Annotated in this window: 18 protein-coding genes; 7 read left to right on the top strand and 11 right to left on the bottom strand. The window is 62.1% G+C overall.

Features of this window, described 5'->3' with window-relative positions:
* Nucleotides 1-7: 7 nt before the first annotated feature.
* Entirely contained in the window at nt 8-1,573 is a 1,566-nt protein-coding gene (locus tag ACIQ36_RS03155; protein ID WP_395825724.1) for a hypothetical protein, read from the top strand.
* Between the two features lie 40 nt (nt 1,574-1,613).
* Here the strand turns inward: ACIQ36_RS03155 and ACIQ36_RS03150 are convergent, their stop codons facing one another.
* The 10 genes from ACIQ36_RS03150 to ACIQ36_RS03105 form a co-directional block, all read right to left on the bottom strand.
* Nucleotides 1,614-2,153 carry a hypothetical protein gene (locus ACIQ36_RS03150; RefSeq protein ID WP_395825722.1) on the bottom strand — a complete coding sequence of 180 codons (540 nt, stop codon included), beginning with the start codon at nt 2,151-2,153 and terminating at the stop codon, nt 1,614-1,616.
* Between the two features lie 28 nt (nt 2,154-2,181).
* Nucleotides 2,182-2,901, bottom strand: a complete 720-nt coding sequence (locus ACIQ36_RS03145) for a hypothetical protein (RefSeq protein ID WP_395825719.1) — start codon at nt 2,899-2,901, stop codon at nt 2,182-2,184.
* 163 nt (nt 2,902-3,064) lie between these two features.
* Entirely contained in the window at nt 3,065-4,066 is a 1,002-nt protein-coding gene (locus ACIQ36_RS03140; protein ID WP_395825716.1) for a hypothetical protein, read from the bottom strand.
* Nucleotides 4,067-4,191: 125 nt separating this feature from the next.
* On the bottom strand, nt 4,192-6,321 hold the full coding sequence (gene pnp, locus ACIQ36_RS03135; RefSeq protein WP_395825713.1) for a polyribonucleotide nucleotidyltransferase: 2,130 nt from the start codon (nt 6,319-6,321) through the stop codon (nt 4,192-4,194).
* Nucleotides 6,322-6,573: 252 nt separating this feature from the next.
* Nucleotides 6,574-6,843, bottom strand: a complete 270-nt coding sequence (gene rpsO / locus ACIQ36_RS03130) for a 30S ribosomal protein S15 (protein WP_045774514.1) — start codon at nt 6,841-6,843, stop codon at nt 6,574-6,576.
* A complete protein-coding gene (gene truB, locus ACIQ36_RS03125) occupies nt 6,827-7,780 on the bottom strand; it encodes a tRNA pseudouridine(55) synthase TruB (protein WP_395825710.1) in 954 nt (317 codons plus the stop codon). The genes rpsO and truB overlap by 17 nt, the downstream gene beginning before the upstream one ends.
* Nucleotides 7,777-8,289 (bottom strand): 30S ribosome-binding factor RbfA, encoded by a 513-nt coding sequence (rbfA, locus tag ACIQ36_RS03120; protein WP_395825707.1) that lies wholly within the window; start codon nt 8,287-8,289, stop codon nt 7,777-7,779. The genes truB and rbfA overlap by 4 nt, the downstream gene beginning before the upstream one ends.
* A gap of 56 nt (nt 8,290-8,345) precedes the next feature.
* A complete protein-coding gene (locus tag ACIQ36_RS03115) occupies nt 8,346-8,579 on the bottom strand; it encodes a type II toxin-antitoxin system Phd/YefM family antitoxin (protein ID WP_395825704.1) in 234 nt (77 codons plus the stop codon).
* Between the two features lie 58 nt (nt 8,580-8,637).
* Nucleotides 8,638-9,474: a class II glutamine amidotransferase gene (locus ACIQ36_RS03110; protein WP_395825701.1), complete on the bottom strand. Its 837-nt coding sequence runs from the start codon at nt 9,472-9,474 to the stop codon at nt 8,638-8,640.
* A gap of 180 nt (nt 9,475-9,654) precedes the next feature.
* Nucleotides 9,655-10,503: a hypothetical protein gene (locus tag ACIQ36_RS03105; RefSeq protein WP_395825698.1), complete on the bottom strand. Its 849-nt coding sequence runs from the start codon at nt 10,501-10,503 to the stop codon at nt 9,655-9,657.
* Between the two features lie 197 nt (nt 10,504-10,700).
* On the opposite strand from ACIQ36_RS03105, the gene ACIQ36_RS03100 reads away from it, so the two are divergent.
* The 5 genes from ACIQ36_RS03100 to ACIQ36_RS03080 all read left to right on the top strand — a co-directional run bounded on the left by ACIQ36_RS03100 (nt 10,701) and on the right by ACIQ36_RS03080 (nt 15,418).
* The gene (locus tag ACIQ36_RS03100) at nt 10,701-10,997 is read left to right on the top strand and encodes a hypothetical protein (protein WP_395825696.1); all 297 of its coding nucleotides are present in this window, start codon (nt 10,701-10,703) and stop codon (nt 10,995-10,997) included.
* 250 nt (nt 10,998-11,247) lie between these two features.
* Nucleotides 11,248-12,093: a diaminopimelate epimerase gene (gene dapF, locus ACIQ36_RS03095; protein ID WP_395825693.1), complete on the top strand. Its 846-nt coding sequence runs from the start codon at nt 11,248-11,250 to the stop codon at nt 12,091-12,093.
* On the top strand, nt 12,090-13,334 hold the full coding sequence (gene mtaB / locus ACIQ36_RS03090; RefSeq protein ID WP_395825690.1) for a tRNA (N(6)-L-threonylcarbamoyladenosine(37)-C(2))-methylthiotransferase MtaB: 1,245 nt from the start codon (nt 12,090-12,092) through the stop codon (nt 13,332-13,334). Before dapF ends, mtaB begins: the two co-directional genes overlap by 4 nt.
* Nucleotides 13,331-14,275, top strand: coding sequence for a signal recognition particle-docking protein FtsY (gene ftsY / locus ACIQ36_RS03085; RefSeq protein ID WP_395825687.1), 945 nt, complete (start codon nt 13,331-13,333; stop codon nt 14,273-14,275). The genes mtaB and ftsY overlap by 4 nt, the downstream gene beginning before the upstream one ends.
* Nucleotides 14,276-14,302: 27 nt before the next feature.
* A complete protein-coding gene (locus ACIQ36_RS03080; protein ID WP_395825684.1) occupies nt 14,303-15,418 on the top strand; it encodes an adenylate/guanylate cyclase domain-containing protein in 1,116 nt (371 codons plus the stop codon).
* Here the strand turns inward: ACIQ36_RS03080 and ACIQ36_RS03075 are convergent.
* On the bottom strand, nt 15,397-16,089 hold the full coding sequence (locus ACIQ36_RS03075) for a glutathione S-transferase family protein (protein WP_395825682.1): 693 nt from the start codon (nt 16,087-16,089) through the stop codon (nt 15,397-15,399). The genes ACIQ36_RS03080 and ACIQ36_RS03075 overlap by 22 nt on opposite strands.
* A 120-nt stretch (nt 16,090-16,209) precedes the next feature.
* On the opposite strand from ACIQ36_RS03075, the gene ACIQ36_RS03070 reads away from it, so the two are divergent.
* Nucleotides 16,210-17,325: an NAD(P)/FAD-dependent oxidoreductase gene (locus ACIQ36_RS03070; RefSeq protein ID WP_395825679.1), complete on the top strand. Its 1,116-nt coding sequence runs from the start codon at nt 16,210-16,212 to the stop codon at nt 17,323-17,325.
* Nucleotides 17,326-17,330: the final 5 nt, after the last annotated feature.

Here is a 17,330-nt window from a genome sequence, read left to right as displayed (position 1 = left end):
CCGCTCGATGGCTGTCGTTTCTGCCGCTTGGCCGCGTGCCGCGCGTATTCTGGCGCTGATCTTGGTGGCGGTGGGGGGGCTCCTCGCCTTTCGCCCCGATGCGGTGATCTTCACGACGCCGCTGACGGAGGATTCCTATTACAGCCTGTCGGTAGCGCGCAATATCGCCGCCGGGCGCGGTGTGACCATCGACGGCAGTTTGCCGACCAACGGGTTTCAGCCGCTGTTCACCTTTATGGAAGCCGGGGCCTATGCGCTGGCAGGCGGCGATGAAAAACAGGGGGTTCGGCTCGTCCTCGGCCTTTCCTGGGCGATTTGGGTGGCAACGGCGCTGATCCTCGGGCGGATCGCGCGCGACGGCGCGGGCGGCACCCCGGTGGAGAGGGCGACGCGCGGGTGGATGGCGACCCTGCTCTACCTCAGCGGTTTCCTCACCTTCATGCATCACTTCAACGGGCTAGAGACCGGCTTGCTGATGCTGGGCTACACAAGCCTGTGGCGAGCGTGGCAGCAGGGCGTCTATGAACAGAAGAACGGGCCGCTGTGGATCGGCGCGCTGCTGGGGCTGCTGGTGCTGACCCGAATCGATGCCGCCATTTTCGCGGCGCTCTTCGGGCTATGGCTCCTATGGCAGGAAACGCGGCGCTTTGGGGTGGTCGCGGCGCTGAAACGCACCGTTCCGATGGGGCTCGCGGCGCTGCTCATCTCCGCGCCCTGGTGGGCCTATAATTATCTCGAATTTGGCAGCCTGATGCCGACCAGCGGCACCGCGCAGCAGGAATGGGCGATCAACGAGCGCCGCCTGCGCTGGGTGTTCTGGGCCTTGGGCGTCGCCGGGCTGCCGCAGCTTTGGCTGGGCCAGTGGGACGAAATCTTCCACGATGGCATTCTGCTGTCGCTCTTACGCGCGCTTGTGGGCGGCGGGTTGCTCTGGGGGTTCTGGCGGGCGCTTGGCCAGCGTAAGCCTTTCGCCCAAAAAGAGCCGAAGCAGCGCCGCACCTGGGAATTCGCGGCGCTGCTGGCGGGCGCGCTCTTGGTGCTCTGCCTCTATTACGGCTTCAGCTTCATCGCCTATTGGTTCTATTACCGCTATCTCTTCTTCTTCGTATTGCTGGCGACCGTGGGCCTTGCTTGGCTGCTCGCGCCCTGGGTGGCGCAGGACCGGGGCCGCGCGCAGCTTACCGCCCTCGCCTTCTGGGTCTTGGCCGCACCGACCCTCGCCTCGGCCCTGATGGCGCAAACCGGCAAAACCTTGCACGTCGAAACCGTCTATTTCGAGCAATTGGCGCTGATTAAGGAGCATGTGCCCGACGATGCCCGCGTCGCCGCCGGGCAATCGGGCACGCTTGGGTATTTCCGCCCGAGTTCAGTGAATGTCGACGGCAAGGTCAACCGCGCGGCGGTGCCCTATCAGGCGCGCATGTGGGACTATTTGCGCGAAAACAACATTATCTGGTTCTGCGACTGGCCGAACTATGTGGAGAAATATCTCGGTGACGATCCGACGCGGCACGGCTGGAAACTGGTCGCCGAAAAAGGCTTTTGGCGGCTGTGGAAGTACGAGGGACATTAACAGCAAAAGCGCCCCTAAACGGGTTAGGGGCGCTCGCGGTTCAGTTCGGCTTTTTCCGATAGCTTAGGCCGATATCGGCAACGACAATCGCACCCGTCTTCATCAGGCTGATGCGATAGCGCGCGGTTTGAAGTTCATTGGTCGCACCGCTGATGGGTACCGGCTTTTCGCCGACGGAGTCAGCCGGGGTTAGCTGATATACATAGGTATATTGATCGCAACTCGCCGGGTTATAAGACCGCGTACAAAGATTGGCGTATTTGGATTTGACCATTAGTTCGAAGCACGACCGGCCCTCCGGTCGGCTGCTGCGCCAATCCGGTGTGGTGAGGCAATAGGCGCGCGTGCAGCTTTTTTCACTCGTCCAAGTTGGCTTTGTGGCAGCTCCGAGCGTGCGAACCTTGTCGGAAGCCACGAAGGGGAAATCATCCTTATCGGAAAAGGCGTCACAACTATCGGCTTTAACCCTTTCAACCTCCGCAGCGGATAGGTTGAAGAGGGTGATGGGCTCGTCAGCCCAGACCGTTCCTGCGATTAAGGTCAGCATAAGCGTGGCGAGCGCGCGGGTGAGTCGGTTCATGATTTTCTCCCTGGTCGGACGAGGGCGGCTATTCATAGAAAATGTTGCTGTCGCGTAAGTCCTGATAGGACATAAAGGTTACGAGCCATCCGGCTTTTGGGCAGTTACTGGCATAGGGTAGAATGACGACGCTCAAATCACCAATAGCAACGATGGTTTGGTCGTGGGCATCCTTGAGAATCCGCATGGCTTGTGGGGGTTTTCCGTCAGCCCTGAAACTGCCGCTCTTTACGCGCAGATAAAAACCACGACTAGATTTGCTACCGACCAAGCCTTGCATAATGTGAATGCCACCGGAAACGGCTTTGGAGACCTTATCGGCCGCGATACCAATCGCCAGCATGGCCGCGCCCTTCGCAATCTTGCCGCCGTTTGGTGTCCAATCGCCTTTATGAATGCCAAATTCGAATTGCACCGTTGCTTCTACCGGGCCTGATTGCCCGCGTCCGGCCAATTTGAAAGAGACGGCGGCGGACGATTTGCTCCAATCAAGGGCTGTTGCCGACCAGAGGGTCGTGTCGGGCAAATAGAGCCCGCCGTCCATCCGTCCCCCGAAGGCCGGAAGCTCCTGCGGGGTCGTATAACCAAAATCAAGCTGATTCTTGTCTTGGATATTGGTTTCTGTCACCGGCAAGCTGCTGCGGTTCCAAAGGGTTGCCACCGCCGTATCTTGGCAAAGGCCGGTTGTCGCCGCAGAGGCTGCTAAGCTTGAAATGGAGAGAAATACGCTAAGGCCGACGCCAAGCAATCGTTTCATAAGCCCTCCCAAGTCTAAAGTTAGGCAGGAGTATGCTTAATGCTGCTTAAAAAATGTTTAAAATTATCATTATAAATCGATGCATCCACCTTTTTAGGGTCCATGCTACCGAAAAAGGCCGGGCAGAAGATTACCCGGCCTTCCCCCGAAAAGCCTACGGCTTCGGGTTCGTAACATTCTCCGGCACGATCAGCGGACGGTAGCTGAACAGACCGGGGTCTTCCGTATCGATCGTTACCGCGACCGTATCGATCGTTACCGCGACGGCGTGGATTTCGTTTGCGCCCATCACCTGGAGGCGGGTGAGGTTTTCGATGGTTTCTTTTTTATCGGTCTTCAGCGGCTGATCGATTTTCAGCACGTGCGAGTCACCGTTAATCAGCAGAACCGGCTTTTTGAACGCCAGCGCGCCCTTGCGGAAGGCTTCGATGGTGTTCCAGAAGCCTTGGTTGGCGTAGGCAAGTTCGCCCAGATCGCGCTCCAGCGACATATCGGCCTGGAAGGCGAAAACGACGCCCTTGGCGTTGCTGCTGGCGGCCTTGGCAAACGTATCATTGATCCAGGCGGTATTCGCGGCGTCGCGGGCGAAGAATTCCTTCACCGAATCGATGTTGCGTTCCAGGCCGTTGTTGGAGCCGACGATATGCAGCGTGGCGAAAATCACGCCGTCCTTGGTCCAACGGGCGTTTTCGACCATTTGCTTGTGGTCGGGCATCACGTCGGCTTCGCGTTCGACCGTCATCGGCGCCTTGCCGAAGGTCTTGGTGTCGGCGAAATGCAGGGCGCGCACGCGGACAAGGCGCTCCAGCGGATCGAACTTACCCGCCCTTTCCCGGTGGCAGTCGGTCCATTCATTGTCGCCAATCGTGTAGACCAGCGGCTGATCGAAGGTCTGGAACAGGTCGCGGGTTTTCAGCAGGGTTTCGTCGGCGCAGGTGGAGGAGCCGCTTTTGGTATCGCCGATGAACACCGAGAAGCTGGGCTTCACGCTATTGATACGGGCGATCAGCCGCTCAAAACGCGGGTAATCCTGCGGAATGGTGTAGGGCATATCGCCCAAGGCGACGAAGGTAAAGCGCTCGGCAAGCGCCGGGGCGGTCGTGACGGTCAGCAGCGTTGCGGCGGCAAGCCCGGCGGTACGGACAAAACGAAGCATGACGGTTCCTCTCATGGGGGGACGATGGGAGGCGCAGTCTAAAAAGGTGAGGTTGCTGCCCGCCAATAAAAAAGCCGGGCTCTGAAAAGAGCCCGGCCTTCCTGGTAGAAATACGAGGGAGCGGTTTACGCTTCCACGCCTTCCTTCTTCGACAAATCTTCGCCGGTTTCCTGATCGACGACTTTCATCGACAGGCGGATTTTGCCGCGATCGTCGAAGCCGAGGCATTTCACCTTCACGCTATCGCCGACCTTCACCACGTCTTCGGTCTTGGCGACGCGCTTCGGGGCGAGTTCGGAGATATGCACGAGGCCGTCGCGGCTGCCGAGGAAGTTGATGAACGCGCCGAAATCGACCGTTTTCACCACTTTACCCGTGTAGATCACGCCGACTTCCGGCTCGGCAACGATGCCTTTGATCCAATCGATGGCGGCTTGCGCCTTTTCGGGATCGCTGGCCGCCACTTTAATCGTGCCATCGTCTTCAATGTCGATCTTGGTGCCGGTGGTTTCGGTGATCTCGCGGATCACCTTACCGCCGGAGCCGATGACTTCGCGGATCTTGTCTTTCGGGATCTGGAAGCTGGTCACGCGCGGCGCATTGGCGGAAACCTGACCGCGCGGCGCATCGAGCCCCTTGGCCATTTCGCCGAGAATATGCAGGCGGCCGTCCTTGGCTTGCTCCAGGGCGATCTTCATGATGTCGCGGGTAATGGACGTAATCTTAATGTCCATTTGCAGCGCGGTAACGCCGTTTTCGGTCCCGGCGACCTTGAAGTCCATATCGCCCAGGTGATCTTCATCGCCCAGAATGTCCGAGAGAACGGCGAATTTTTCGCCTTCCTTAATCAGACCCATGGCAATCCCGGCGACCGGGCGCAGCAGCGGAACCCCGGCATCCATCATCGCCAGCGACGCGCCGCAGACCGAGGCCATCGACGAGGAGCCATTGGATTCGGTGATTTCCGACACAACGCGGATCGTGTACGGGAATTTTTCCTTCTCCGGCAGAACCGGATGCACGGCGCGCCACGCGAGCTTGCCGTGACCGATTTCGCGGCGGCCCGGCGAGCCCATGCGGCCCGCTTCCCCGACCGAATAGGGCGGGAAATTATAATGCAGCATGAAGTTTTCGCGGTATTCGCCGTCGAGCGCGTCGATAATCTGCTCATCCTGGCCGGTGCCGAGGGTGGCGACGACGAGCGCCTGGGTCTCCCCGCGCGTGAACAGAGTCGAGCCGTGGGCGCGCGGCAGCACGCCGACTTCGGCGACGATCGGACGGACGGTCACGAGGTCGCGGCCATCGATGCGGCGCTTGGTGGCAAGAATGTTGCCACGAACGATTTCGGCTTCCAAATCCTTGAATTTGGCGGACACGAGATCGGCAGCGAAACCTTCTTCGACCAGCTTCGCGACGGCAGCCGATTTGGCCGCGCCGACTTTTTCGTAGCGCGCTTGCTTCTGCACTTCCGAATAGGCGGCGGTCAGACCGGCGCTGGCAATCTCCTTCAGGCGGGTCGCAATCGCGGCTTCCGCTTCCGGAGGGGCCGGCAGATCATAGGGTTCCTTGGCGGCGGCATTGGCGAGATCGATGATCGCGTCAATCACGGCCTGGAAGCTGTCGTGACCGAAGTTCACGGCACCGAGCATGATTTCTTCCGAAAGCTCTTTGGCTTCCGATTCGACCATCAGCACGCCTTCGACGGTCCCGGCGACCACGAGGTCGAGCGCGGAGTCTTTGCTCTGCGTCGGCGTCGGGTTCAGCACGTAAGCGCCGTCGATATAAGCAACGCGGGCCGCGCCAATCGGGCCGAGGAACGGCGCGCCGGACAGGGTGAGCGCGGCCGACGTGCCGATCATGGCGACGACATCGGGATCATTTTCCATGTCGTGGCTGAGAACGGTGCAGACCACCTGGGTTTCATTGCGGAAACCATCGGCGAACAGCGGGCGGATCGGACGGTCGATCAGGCGCGAGACCAGAACTTCCTTTTCCGACGGGCGGCCTTCGCGCTTAAAGAACCCGCCCGGGATTTTACCGGCGGCAAAGGTCTTTTCTTGGTAATTCACCGTGAGCGGGAAGAAATCCACGCCCGGCTTTACCGATTTGTTGAAAACGGCCGTGCAGAGCACGGTGGTTTCGCCATAGGTCACCAGCACGGCGCCATCGGCTTGACGGGCGATGCGGCCCGTCTCCAGCGTCAGCGTGCGGCCGCCCCATTGAATTTCTTTTTTAAACACATTGAACATGGTCATTCCTTCCGGTCGTTCGTGCGAAGGGGGCGCTCATCGCCTACCTCTTCGCGCGGGCTGGGTTTCCCCCAGGATGCAGCCCGCCCCACCCTGCGCCGGACCCTTCGAAAAAAAGGCTTCAGTCCGGCCTAAAAGCGGCTCCGGTGGGGGCAGTCCCCCCGCGTCAGCCGCGTAACCTTATACGCTAAATGCAAACGATCCGCCCCTTGTGTCCAAGGAGCGGATCGGTGTTAGGCATCCATCCAGCGGCGCAGATTAGCGACGCAGGCCAAGGCGCTGAATGAGGGTCGCATAACGACCGTGGTCATTCCGCTTTAAGTAATCCAGCAGGCGACGGCGCTGACCGACGAGGACCAGCAGACCACGACGCGAGTGGAAGTCCTTCTTGTGCGTGGACAGATGGTCGGTGAGGTTCCGGATGCGCTCGGACAGGATCGAAACCTGCACTTCGGGCGAACCAGTATCGCCTTCCTTGGTGGCGTATTCTTGAATGAGAGCGGTCTTGCGCTCAGCGGTAATCGACATCGGGTGTCTCCCGTTGAAGGTTAAAAACGCGGCTCGGACGCAGAACCGCCCCTTCGCGCTGGCAAAGGGCAACAGGGAGTTTTTCCGACGTAGCCACAATAACAGCGTCTGGAGGGCAATCCGCCAAAACACCCCAGTCGCCCGGTGTGAGCGAAAGAGTTTGTCCTTGGCGGAGGCGCTGCGCCATTGCTGCTGATAAGGCCAGAGCCGGGATGTCGTCCAGCACGGTCATAATCGACAGCAGGCGATCCGACAGCGGCGGACTATGACCGGAGTCATCCGCCGAATCCAGCAAAATCGAGTCTTTTTCGTGAAACGGCCCCACCGCGACGCGCCGCAGCATCGACACATGGCCGACCGTGCCCAAAACTAGCGCCAAATCGCGCGCCAGCGAGCGCACATAGGTGCCTTTGCCGCAGTCCATTTCCAGCGTGGCATGGTCCGCATCGGGTAAATCGACCAGCGTTAGGCTGAAAATCTCCACCGGGCGGGCGGCGAGTTCCACCACTTCCCCGGCGCGGGCGAGATCATAGGCGCGCTGGCCATCGACCTTGAGGGCCGAATAGGCGGGCGGTTGCTGAAGGATGGTGCCGAGGAACCCCGGCAGCGCCGCATCAATCGCCGCGCGGTCGGGCCGATGGTCGGAGGTGGCGGTGATCTCGCCCTCGGCATCGTCGGTCGAGCGGGCAATGCCCCAGCGCACCGTAAACCGATAGGTTTTGCGCCCGTCCATAACCAGGGAGACGGTTTTCGTCGCCTCGCCAAAGGCCAGGGGCAGAACCCCCGAGGCAAGCGGGTCGAGCGTGCCGCCGTGGCCGACTTTTTCGGCATTCAGCAGGCGTTTGGCTTTGCCGACCACCGCCGCCGAACTGACGCCGAGGGGCTTATCGACAATCAACCAGCCATGCACGGGAACGCCGCGCCGTTTGCGGCTCATTTGGCGGCGTCGGCTTCGTCGCCTTCGCCCAGGTCGTCGCCGGTATCATCATCCGCTGCGTAGGCGTCATCCTCTTTCGGCAAGAGGTCGCGCAGCACTTCCGGGCGGTTGAACAACTCGCCGATGCGCGCGGCCTCGCCGAAGGAGGTATCGGCCTGGAAGCCCAGTTCTGGCACGAATTGCAGGCGCAATTCCTTCGCCATCTGCCCGCGCAGGAAGGGGGAGGCCCTCCGGCAGGCTTTCACCAGCGCCTTCTGCGCCTCGGGCGTATCTTCCCCGCCAAGCTTGGCAACGAAGGCGGTGGCGTGGCTAAGATCATGGCTCATGCGCACTTCCGTCACCATCACCGGCACGCCCGCAAGCGCGGGGTCGCGCAAACTGTCGCGCGCAAAAATCTGAGTGAGCACGTGCCGTACCTCTTCCCCCACGCGCAACTGACGCGGCGAAGTGGCTTTGCCCGCAGGGGCGGATAGGGTGTGCGTGGCGGCGGGGCGGGGAGGGCGGGGCATAACCTAAATCCTGAAACCAACGTAATCGGTCTCAATGCGCCGCCCATGCCGTGCTGTCAAGAGGGTGCGCGGTCCAGAACGTCACTGGGGAGCGGCGCGTCGAAATCCGGCCCGATCACGATTTTTCCTTTGAGCAGTCCAGGTTTGCGGACAACGGCGGGTTTGATCGGTCCCAGGCGCGCCATGGGCCGACCAGCCTTGGTGATGATGATTTCCTCACCCGCCGCCGCGCGTTCGACGAGTTGAGACAAGTGGGTTTTGGCGTTGGAGAGAATGATAGTTTGCGACATGCGAGGCTCCTAAACCCCGGTGGGCGGGGTGTCAGCCGGTCAAGTCCAGGTGAGTGCCTCACGCCACCGCGCTGATCCGCTCAACCCCAAGAACGGGCTCCAACACCGCTTGATGCGCCGAGGCGGTGAGGAAATAGCCCTCCGGCACTTCGTTCCAGCAGGCGTCGTCGCGGTCCAAGGGTTCCGAGAGAATCAGCACCGCGCCCGTACCGCAGGGGAAATTGCAGGCGCCATTATCGACCTGCACTTCTTGGCCTTGGGCGTAGAACAGCGTCGGTGCGCTATTATCCGAGGAGTAGCGAATCGCGTGCAGGGTTTGCCCATCGGTGGCGCAGGCGGTGAAGCGCAGGGGCTCGGTGACGCCATTGGCTTGCATGGCGCTTTCGATCTCGGCGATGGTCTGCCGGTAGGCGCGCGCCGGGTCGGTCAACAGGCCGTTGCCCAGCAGCAGCAGGAAGATGATTTCGCTGTCGGTGGTGCCAATGCGGTCATTATACAGATGCGGGGCGATGCGGAATTCCAAATCGCGCCGCACCTTATCGTAACCGCCGATGCGGCCATTGTGCATGAACAGCCAATTACCGTGGCGGAACGGGTGGCAGTTCTGCCGCGTCGTTGGCGTGCCGGTGGAGGCGCGGACGTGGGCGAAAAACAGCCGGGCTTCGATTTGTTCGGCAAGGCTGCGCAGATTATCGTCGTTCCACGCCGGGCGAATGTCGCGGTAGAGGCCGGGCTTGTCTTGCGTTCCGTACCAGCCCACGCCGAACCCGTCGCCGTTCGTCGCCACACTGCCGCGCTGGCAGGCGAGCGACTGGTTGATGAGCGAGTTTTGCGCTTCAAACAACAAGGAATGAAGGCGCAAGGGGGAGCCTGTATAGGCAAGCCAACGGCACATGATCGGTCCCGACTCTGGCCCGCGCGCCTTGCTCCAGCGGGAGAAGGTTCACAACGGCCCATCTGACATTTCAGTAACACAATCGTAGCAAAGAGCTTTCACGCTGTCGAGGCGTTGATTCTAAATTTTCTGTTATCGATTCGTCGTTTACCCGCCGGGCTTGCCGTAACGGGTGAGCGATTAAGCGTCTTTCGATATTTCCGGCACATGTCCGCGGGCCGATTTGAGCCGATCTTCTTCGGCATCGACGTCCGGATGATCCGTGTCATGCTCGAAGAGATCATCGTCCTCACCCTCATCCATCTCGGAGGAGTCGAGCGCGACCGCCTCGCTTTCCTCGCCGGGTTCGTGCACGAGGTTCCAGTCGCCGCCGCCCCAGGCCGCAAGGCGCGCCCGCACCGCCGCCGGGCGCGGCAGATCGTGCCGCTCCAACTGCTGATCGGGAAAGCGCAGCGTGCCGTAGAAGAGGCCTTCGAGCGCCGGAATCCGCTCGGGCCGCCGCAACCGGTTGAAAATCACACCGTCCGGGATGCGCCCGGTCGTGGTTTCCCCCGCCCAATAGGCGCGGGCCCCATAAGCATCCACCGCGTCGCTGTCATAGCCCGCCAGAATCTCGGTCCACAGCGAATCATGCAGCGAGACGACGAACAGCCCCCGCGTTTCCGCCAGCTTCAGCACATGCCCGCTCAGGGCGTCGCGGTGCATATCATGGTAGAGCCAGGCGTCTTCCAGCCGGTCGAACACCAGGGCCGCGCGGGACCGGGTGGGGTAGGCGGGCAGATGGGTGGCGCGGTAATTCTCCAGAACGATTTCCGCCCGATGAATGCGCCGCTGGGCCGGTTGCTCAACCCCGCTCGGCGTCGGCGCGGGAGACCCGGCGACGGTCAAGGCCACGGAGCTTGGATCATCCAGCCCATCCGCCGTTTCGATCCGGCCAAATAGGCTCACCTGCCTGCGCACGGTCGGCAAACGCGGATCGAGCCACAGATAAAACCGGCGGCGGCGGTTGGAGAGCGTGAGATTGACCATTCGGCCTTCCCCAAGGAGAGACGGGATCTACGAGCAGATGTACCGCAAGCCGCCGTGCCGCGATACCGCAAGATCGGGCAGGCCGGTTTCTGGTGCCCTATTGGCTTCTGGGAAAAGCGCTGGGGAACGCAACCCGCCCTGGCGCGTTGTTAGTCCGAGCCAGTGCGCTGGTGACGAACCCCAAGGAGACTATTCAAATGGACCATGCAACGCATACGCGGCTTGCCGATGGCGAGCTGAACGAAGCAACCCTGATGGACGCCACGGTCTATGGGCCGGGCGATGAGAAGATCGGCACCGTTTCCCATGTGCACGGGATGGGGGTGAGTACCCAAGTGATCGTCGATGTCGGCGGTTTTCTTGGCTTGGGCGCGAAACCCGTCGCGCTGACGACAAGCCAGCTTACCTTCATGCGCGATAATGACGGCGACGTGCACGCGACGACAGCCTGGACGAAAGACCAAATTAAAGCGCTGCCCGAGCATCATCACTGATCTGTAAAGCCTATTGGGTCGGCGACGCGCCGTCGCCTGACCCTTCCTGACTCAAGTTGAGTCATGCCGAAAGTTTGTCGCCGCCGCTCGCTATGGCCTTTTTCAGACCGTCCCAGGCGTTGGCTGGCTCAAGGGCGATCCGCAAGATATTCTGACAGGGTTCTGCCGCCCGTCCAGGGTCGCGCTTTTTGCAGGGCCGAACGCTTGAGCGATCATTGATTCCCCGGCCCATTCCGATTAGGGGTTGTGCATGGGACTGCCGTTTTTAAAAATGCACGGCCTGGGGAATGATTTCGTCGTTCTCGAAGGCCGCCGAGCACCGTTGGAACTGCCCCGCGATTGGATTCGCGCGGTGGGGGATCGGCGCACGGGCGTGGGCTTCGATCAGTTGATTGTGATGGAGCCGCCCAGCGACGGGCGGGCCGACCTGTTCATGCGCATTTTCAACCCGGATGGCTCGGAATCGGGGGCCTGCGGCAATGCCACGCGCTGCATCGCCCATCTCGCCATGCAGGCCGAGGGGCGCGGCGCGGTCGTGATCGAAACCCTGGCCGGGCTGCTTCCGGCGGAGCGGGTCGATACCGATATCGTCAGCGTCGATATGGGGCCGGCGCGGCTGGAGTGGGAGGCAATCCCGCTCGCACGCGCCGTCGATACGCTGCACGTGCCGATGACCGTCGGGCCGCTCAGCGATGGCGTCGCCACCAATATGGGCAATCCGCACATCACCTTCTTCGTGCCCGACGCCGAGGCGGTTGATCTTGCCACCTGGGGGCCGCAGGCCGAGCATCACCCGCTGGTGCCGGAGCGGGCGAATATCGGCCTGGTGTCGGTGCTGGCGCGCGATCATATCCGCTTTCGGGTGTGGGAACGCGGGGCAGGCATTACGCGCGCTTGCGGGTCGGGCGCCTGTGCCGCCGCCGTGGCCTCGATCCGGCGCGGGCTGACCGACCGGCGCATGACCGTCAGCATGGACGGCGGCGATCTTACCCTGGACTGGCGCGCGGACGATGGCCACGTGCTGATGACCGGCCCCATCGCCACCAGCTTTTTCGGCGAGTTCACCGGCGACCTCGCCCTGGAGCGCTTCGTGTGACCGGACCGCAACTCGTTACCTTCGGCTGCCGCCTCAATACCTATGAGTCGGAAGTGATGCGCGACCTTGCCACCAAAGCGGGCGAGGGCAATGCGATCATCTTCAATACCTGCGCCGTTACCTCGGAAGCCGAGCGCCAAGCGCGCCAAGCCATCCGCAAGGCCCGGCGCGATAATCCCGATGCCCGCATCATCGTTACCGGCTGCGCCGCCCAGGTGAGCACAGCGAAATTCGCCGAAATGCCGGAAATCGACCGGATCATCGGCAATGATCTGAAGCTGAAGCCCGAAGCCTGGGGCGTCGATCCCGCCGAGGCGCGGGTTTCGGTAAACGATATTATGGAAGTGCGCGAAACCGCCCAGCACCTCATCGAAGGGTTCGATGGCCGGGCGCGGGCCTTTGTGCAGGTCCAGCAGGGCTGCGATCACCGCTGCACCTTCTGCATCATCCCCTATGGCCGGGGCAATTCACGCTCGGTGCCCGCCGGGGACGTGGTGGCGCAGGTGCGCCGCCTCGTCGAAAATGGCTATGCGGAAGTCGTGCTAACCGGCGTCGATGTTACCTCCTACGGTCATGATCTGCCCGGCACCCCTACCTTGGGCATGCTGGTGCGCCGCGTGTTGAAGCTGGTGCCCGAACTGCCGCGCCTGCGCCTCTCCTCGCTCGATCCGGTCGAGATTGACGCGGATCTCTGGGCCGCGCTCGCCGAGGAAGAGCGGCTGATGCCGCATCTGCATCTGTCCGTTCAGGCCGGGGCGGACCTCATCTTGAAGCGCATGAAGCGCCGCCATTTGCGCGCCGACGCCATCGCCGTGGCGGAAAAAGCCCTGCGCCTGCGCCCCGATACGGTGTTCGGGGCCGATCTGATTGCCGGATTCCCGACCGAGACCGACGCGCATTTTCAAGACTCGCTGCGGATCGTTACGGAAGCGCATCTCACCTATCTCCACGTCTTCCCCTATTCGCCCCGCCCCGGCACCCCGGCGGCGAAAATGCCGCAGCTTTCGGGGCCGGTCATCAAAGCCCGTGCTGCTGAACTGCGCGCGGTAGGGGACGCGGCCCTGAGCCGCTACCTGGATAGCCAAGCGGGCCGCGTGGAAGAAATTCTGCTGGAAGACGTGAACTTAGGGCGCACGCGCCATTTCGTGCCGGTCATCGGCGTTACCGGCACCCCCGGCGCGCGGGTGCAGGCCCGCCTGCTGGCGCGCGAAGGCGAACAGATGCGCGGAGAAGCGGCATGAGCGACGAAAAAGTCAGTTGGCTGAAGCGCCTCACGCGCGGCCTCTCCAAATCCTCCGCCAAGCTCACCGAGGGTATTTCGGCGATCTTCACTAAGCGCAAGCTGGATGATGATGTGCTGGAGGAGTTGGAAGAGCTACTGATTGCCGCCGATTTGGGCGTCAAAACCGCAGGCGATCTCATCAAGCACCTGCGCAAAACCCGGTTCGGCAAGGATGTGAGCGACCGGGAAGTGCGCGAAGTTTTTGCGGAAGAAATCGCGCGGATTCTGGAACCCGTCGCGAAGCCACTCGTCATCGATCCCAGCCGCGCGCCCCATGTGGTGCTGGTGGTTGGCGTCAATGGCTCGGGCAAGACCACGACCATCGGCAAGCTCGCGCAATTCTACCGCGAGCAGGGCTTAAAGGTGATGCTAGCGGCGGGCGATACGTTTCGCGCCGCTGCCGTCGAGCAGTTGAAGATTTGGGGGGAGCGCACGGGCTGCCCGGTTATCGTCCGTCCCGAAGGGGCCGATGCCGCCGCCCTCGCCTATGATTCCATCGCCGAAGCCCGCGCCGCCGGGGCCGATCTGCTGCTGATCGATACGGCGGGCCGTCTGCACAATAAAGCGCAGCTTATGGACGAGCTCGCCAAAGTGCTGCGCGTGATGCGCAAGATCGAGCCGAGTGCGCCGCACGACACGCTTCTGGTGCTGGATGCCACCGTGGGCCAAAATGCCCATAGTCAGGTGGAGGTTTTCCGCAATCTCGTGCAGGTCAGCGGCCTCGTGCTAACGAAGCTGGACGGCACCGCAAAGGGCGGCGTGCTGGTGGCGCTGGCGGAAAAATTCGGCCTGCCCGTTCACGCCATCGGCATTGGCGAAAAGGCCGATGATCTGCGCCCCTTCGACGCCGAAAAATTCGCGCAGTCGCTGCTGGGGATCGAGGCGACCGAAGACGCCTAAGGCGGACGCAGCAATAAAGGAAGCGCCATGCGGGAAGCGGATTGGCAACGGGTTCGGCGGTTCCTCAAAGTCGTCGCCGCTGGCGCAACGGTCGGCGCGATTTTCGGGGCGATTATCAGCCAGGGCTATCAACAGTCGCTCGTCGCGGCCCTGTTCATCGGCCCCTTTATCGGCATTGTCCACGGCGGCTTGATTGCGACCGGCATCGGCGGGATGGAGATTTTTTTCGCCCGCACCGCCTGGGGGCTTCGCCTGCGCCGCGCCTCCTTTGCGGTCACTTTGCTGGTCAAAACGCCGCTTTATGGCGGGCTGGTTCTGGCGCTTGAATACAGCAAGCTCGGTGAGCGCGTCGCCCATTTCGTCGGCTTCATCCGCGTCGTCGATCCGCGCGAGATTTATGAGCCGTTGACGATGCTCTCGATTTTTTTCTCGTTCTTCTTCGTCGTTCTGTTCATCGAAGTTATGCAGATCAATCAGATCATGGGGCGCGGCACGCTGGGGCGCTTCGTGTTTGGCTATTATCACCGCCCGCGCCTGGAAAACCGCTTTTTTTTGTTTATTGATCTCATCGGCTCCACCCATTTGGCAGAAACCTTGGGGCCGCTGACCTATCAGCGCTTTCTGAACGGGGTGTTTCAGGCCGCCTCCGACCCGATTTCGGACCATCAAGGCGAAATTTACCAATATGTCGGCGATCAAATGGTTGTGACCTGGACCGAGGCGGCTGGCGCCGGTGTGCGTAAAGGGGCCGGGCGCAAGGGCGCGGTAAGGCCGCTCGACTGCGTTTTCGCCCTCAAGCAAACCCTGGCCGACCTCGCCCCCGCCTACCTCAAAGAGTACCGCGAGGCCCCGGCGATTCGGGCGGCGCTGCATTACGGCGCAGTCGTCGTTGGGGAAATTGGCGACGCCAAGCGCGATATCGCCTTCCATGGCGACGTGCTGAACGCCACCGCCCGGCTGGAAGGGGTGGCGCGCGAGTATCAGGGCTTTTTCATCGCCTCGGCGGTCGCGCTCGACCGGCTGAGCGGAGCAGGAGGGTGGCCATCGGGTTATGACTACCGCCGATTGGGGCCGCTGCCCTTACGCGGCAAATCGGCCCCGGTGGAAGCGGTTTTGGTGACTCAGGCTGCCTTCGGCCAATAATCCAGCTTTTCTGCCGCCAGCGTTGCTTGCACGGCGGGAAGCGTCAGGAGCTTGTCGACCAGCGCGGTCCAGCGCGGGGCTTTCTCGCGCAGCGGCCAGGCGAGGCGCACGAAGATCCAACGGTACTGAATCAGCAAATAGAAGTCGGCGGGCGTTAGCTGGCTCGGCGAATCCGGCCCCACGGCGGGAACGGCGAAGGCACGGCCATCGCCAAGCCGGTCTTCGATAAGGGCAATAATATCCTCAAGATGAACCCGTGCCTGCTTGCCCAATGCCTCATAGTGGCTTTCATCGGCGCTAAAGCGGGCCGGGCGGGCGAAAAGCGCCCAGGCGAAAGCGTGAAAATGCCCAGAGAGGTAATTCAGCCATTCCATCAGCCGAGCTTCGGCCAGCGGATGCGTTGGCCACAAACCGGCATCCGGTTTCTGCGCACAGAGATAGCGGCAGATGGCCGGGGCTTCGGTCAGCACTTCGCCCGCAGGCAGGCTGCCGCCCGCGAGCACCGGAACGCGGCCCTTGGGGTTCAAGGCCAAATATTCGGGCGTGCGCTGCTGGCCGTCGGCCAAAGCCACGGGGGCGAGTGTATGGGCAAGCCCAAGCTGGTTCAGAACGGCATGCGTAACGAACGAGCAGGCCCCTGGTGTGTAATAAAGCGTAAAGGCAGCCGACATGAGATTATTCCTCCCCCAAGTTTGGCGAACACTGTTCATCAGTTCGCCCAACGGGGCAAGGGGGTTGCAGGGCCGGAAAAATTTCCCGCAGAATGGGCCGTTTTCAAGGGGATGCGCGATATGGGACACGAACGGCCACGGGTGGCGATTGTTGGGGCGGGCATGGCCGGAGCCTCGTTGGCCTACGAATTGGCCGACCGGGCGGACGTGCTTCTGCTGGAGCGCGAAGCCCACCCCGGCTATCACACCACGGGCCGTTCGGCGGCGATGTTCACCGAAACCTACGGCCCCGCGCCGGTCCGCGCATTGACGCGGGCGTCGCGGGCGTTTTACGAGACCCCGCCCGCTGATTTCATTTCGGTTCCGATTCTAACAGCGCGCGGCGTCATTCTCACCGCAGATGCCGCCCAAGAAGCGCTGATTCCGGAAACCCTCGCCGCCGGGGCAACCCATCGGCTCACCCCCGCCGAAGCGGAAGCCCAGGCCCCCATTCTGCGCGGCGACCGCTTGATCGGTGCGGTGGCCGAGCCGGGCGCGCGGGCGATGGACGTGGATGCCCTGTTGCAAGCCTATTTGCGCGGAGTCAAGGCGCGCGGCGGGCGCTTGATGTGCGACGCCGAGGTAACGGCGCTGGAGCGGGACGGCGCGGGCTGGCGGGTGACGACAGCGGCAGGGGTTTTCCCCGTGGATGTGGTCGCTAATGCTTCCGGTGCTTGGGGCGATAAACTTGCCGAACTTGCTGGCGTTTCACCCCTCGGTTTGATTCCTAAACGACGCACGGCCATCTTGATCGACGCCCCGAGCGACCCGCAGGCGTGGCCGATGCTGATCGACATTGCCGAAACCTGGTACATCAAGCCCGATGCGGGGCTTCTGCTCGCCTCCCCCGCCGACGCGACGCCAACCGAACCGCAAGATGCTCAGCCGGATGAGCTTGATATTGCCATTTGTGTGGATCGAATCGAAACCGCAACGAAGCTTCAGGTGAAACGCATCCGCCATAAGTGGGCCGGTTTGCGTAGTTTTGTCGGCGATGGTGTTCCCGTGGCGGGGTTCGATGAAAAAACCCCCGGCTTCTTTTGGCTCATCGGCCAGGGCGGTTACGGTATTCAAACGGCAAGCGCCCTCGCCCGGCTATCGGCGGCGCTCATTCTCGGCGAGCCGATCCCCGCCGATCTTAAGGCGGAAGGGGTCGATCCCGCCGACCTTGCGCCGACGCGGGCGAGCCTGCGCTAACTCCC

It is taken from the genome of Elstera sp. (assembly GCF_044372965.1).
Taxonomy (GTDB): Bacteria; Pseudomonadota; Alphaproteobacteria; order Elsterales; family Elsteraceae; genus Elstera.
This window is presented reverse-complemented; position numbering and strand designations above follow the sequence as displayed.

Coding starts and splice junctions, on each gene's coding strand:
- ACIQ36_RS03155 (WP_395825724.1), top strand. CDS start 8: ATGGCTGTCGTTTCTGCCGCTTGGCCGCGTGCCGCGCGTATTCTGGCG.
- ACIQ36_RS03150 (WP_395825722.1), bottom strand. CDS start 2,153: ATGAACCGACTCACCCGCGCGCTCGCCACGCTTATGCTGACCTTAATC.
- ACIQ36_RS03140 (WP_395825716.1), bottom strand. CDS start 4,066: ATGCTTCGTTTTGTCCGTACCGCCGGGCTTGCCGCCGCAACGCTGCTG.
- pnp (WP_395825713.1), bottom strand. CDS start 6,321: ATGACCATGTTCAATGTGTTTAAAAAAGAAATTCAATGGGGCGGCCGC.
- rpsO (WP_045774514.1), bottom strand. CDS start 6,843: ATGTCGATTACCGCTGAGCGCAAGACCGCTCTCATTCAAGAATACGCC.
- truB (WP_395825710.1), bottom strand. CDS start 7,780: ATGAGCCGCAAACGGCGCGGCGTTCCCGTGCATGGCTGGTTGATTGTC.
- rbfA (WP_395825707.1), bottom strand. CDS start 8,289: ATGCCCCGCCCTCCCCGCCCCGCCGCCACGCACACCCTATCCGCCCCT.
- ACIQ36_RS03115 (WP_395825704.1), bottom strand. CDS start 8,579: ATGTCGCAAACTATCATTCTCTCCAACGCCAAAACCCACTTGTCTCAA.
- ACIQ36_RS03110 (WP_395825701.1), bottom strand. CDS start 9,474: ATGTGCCGTTGGCTTGCCTATACAGGCTCCCCCTTGCGCCTTCATTCC.
- ACIQ36_RS03105 (WP_395825698.1), bottom strand. CDS start 10,503: ATGGTCAATCTCACGCTCTCCAACCGCCGCCGCCGGTTTTATCTGTGG.
- ACIQ36_RS03100 (WP_395825696.1), top strand. CDS start 10,701: ATGGACCATGCAACGCATACGCGGCTTGCCGATGGCGAGCTGAACGAA.
- dapF (WP_395825693.1), top strand. CDS start 11,248: ATGGGACTGCCGTTTTTAAAAATGCACGGCCTGGGGAATGATTTCGTC.
- ftsY (WP_395825687.1), top strand. CDS start 13,331: ATGAGCGACGAAAAAGTCAGTTGGCTGAAGCGCCTCACGCGCGGCCTC.
- ACIQ36_RS03080 (WP_395825684.1), top strand. CDS start 14,303: ATGCGGGAAGCGGATTGGCAACGGGTTCGGCGGTTCCTCAAAGTCGTC.
- ACIQ36_RS03075 (WP_395825682.1), bottom strand. CDS start 16,089: ATGTCGGCTGCCTTTACGCTTTATTACACACCAGGGGCCTGCTCGTTC.
- ACIQ36_RS03070 (WP_395825679.1), top strand. CDS start 16,210: ATGGGACACGAACGGCCACGGGTGGCGATTGTTGGGGCGGGCATGGCC.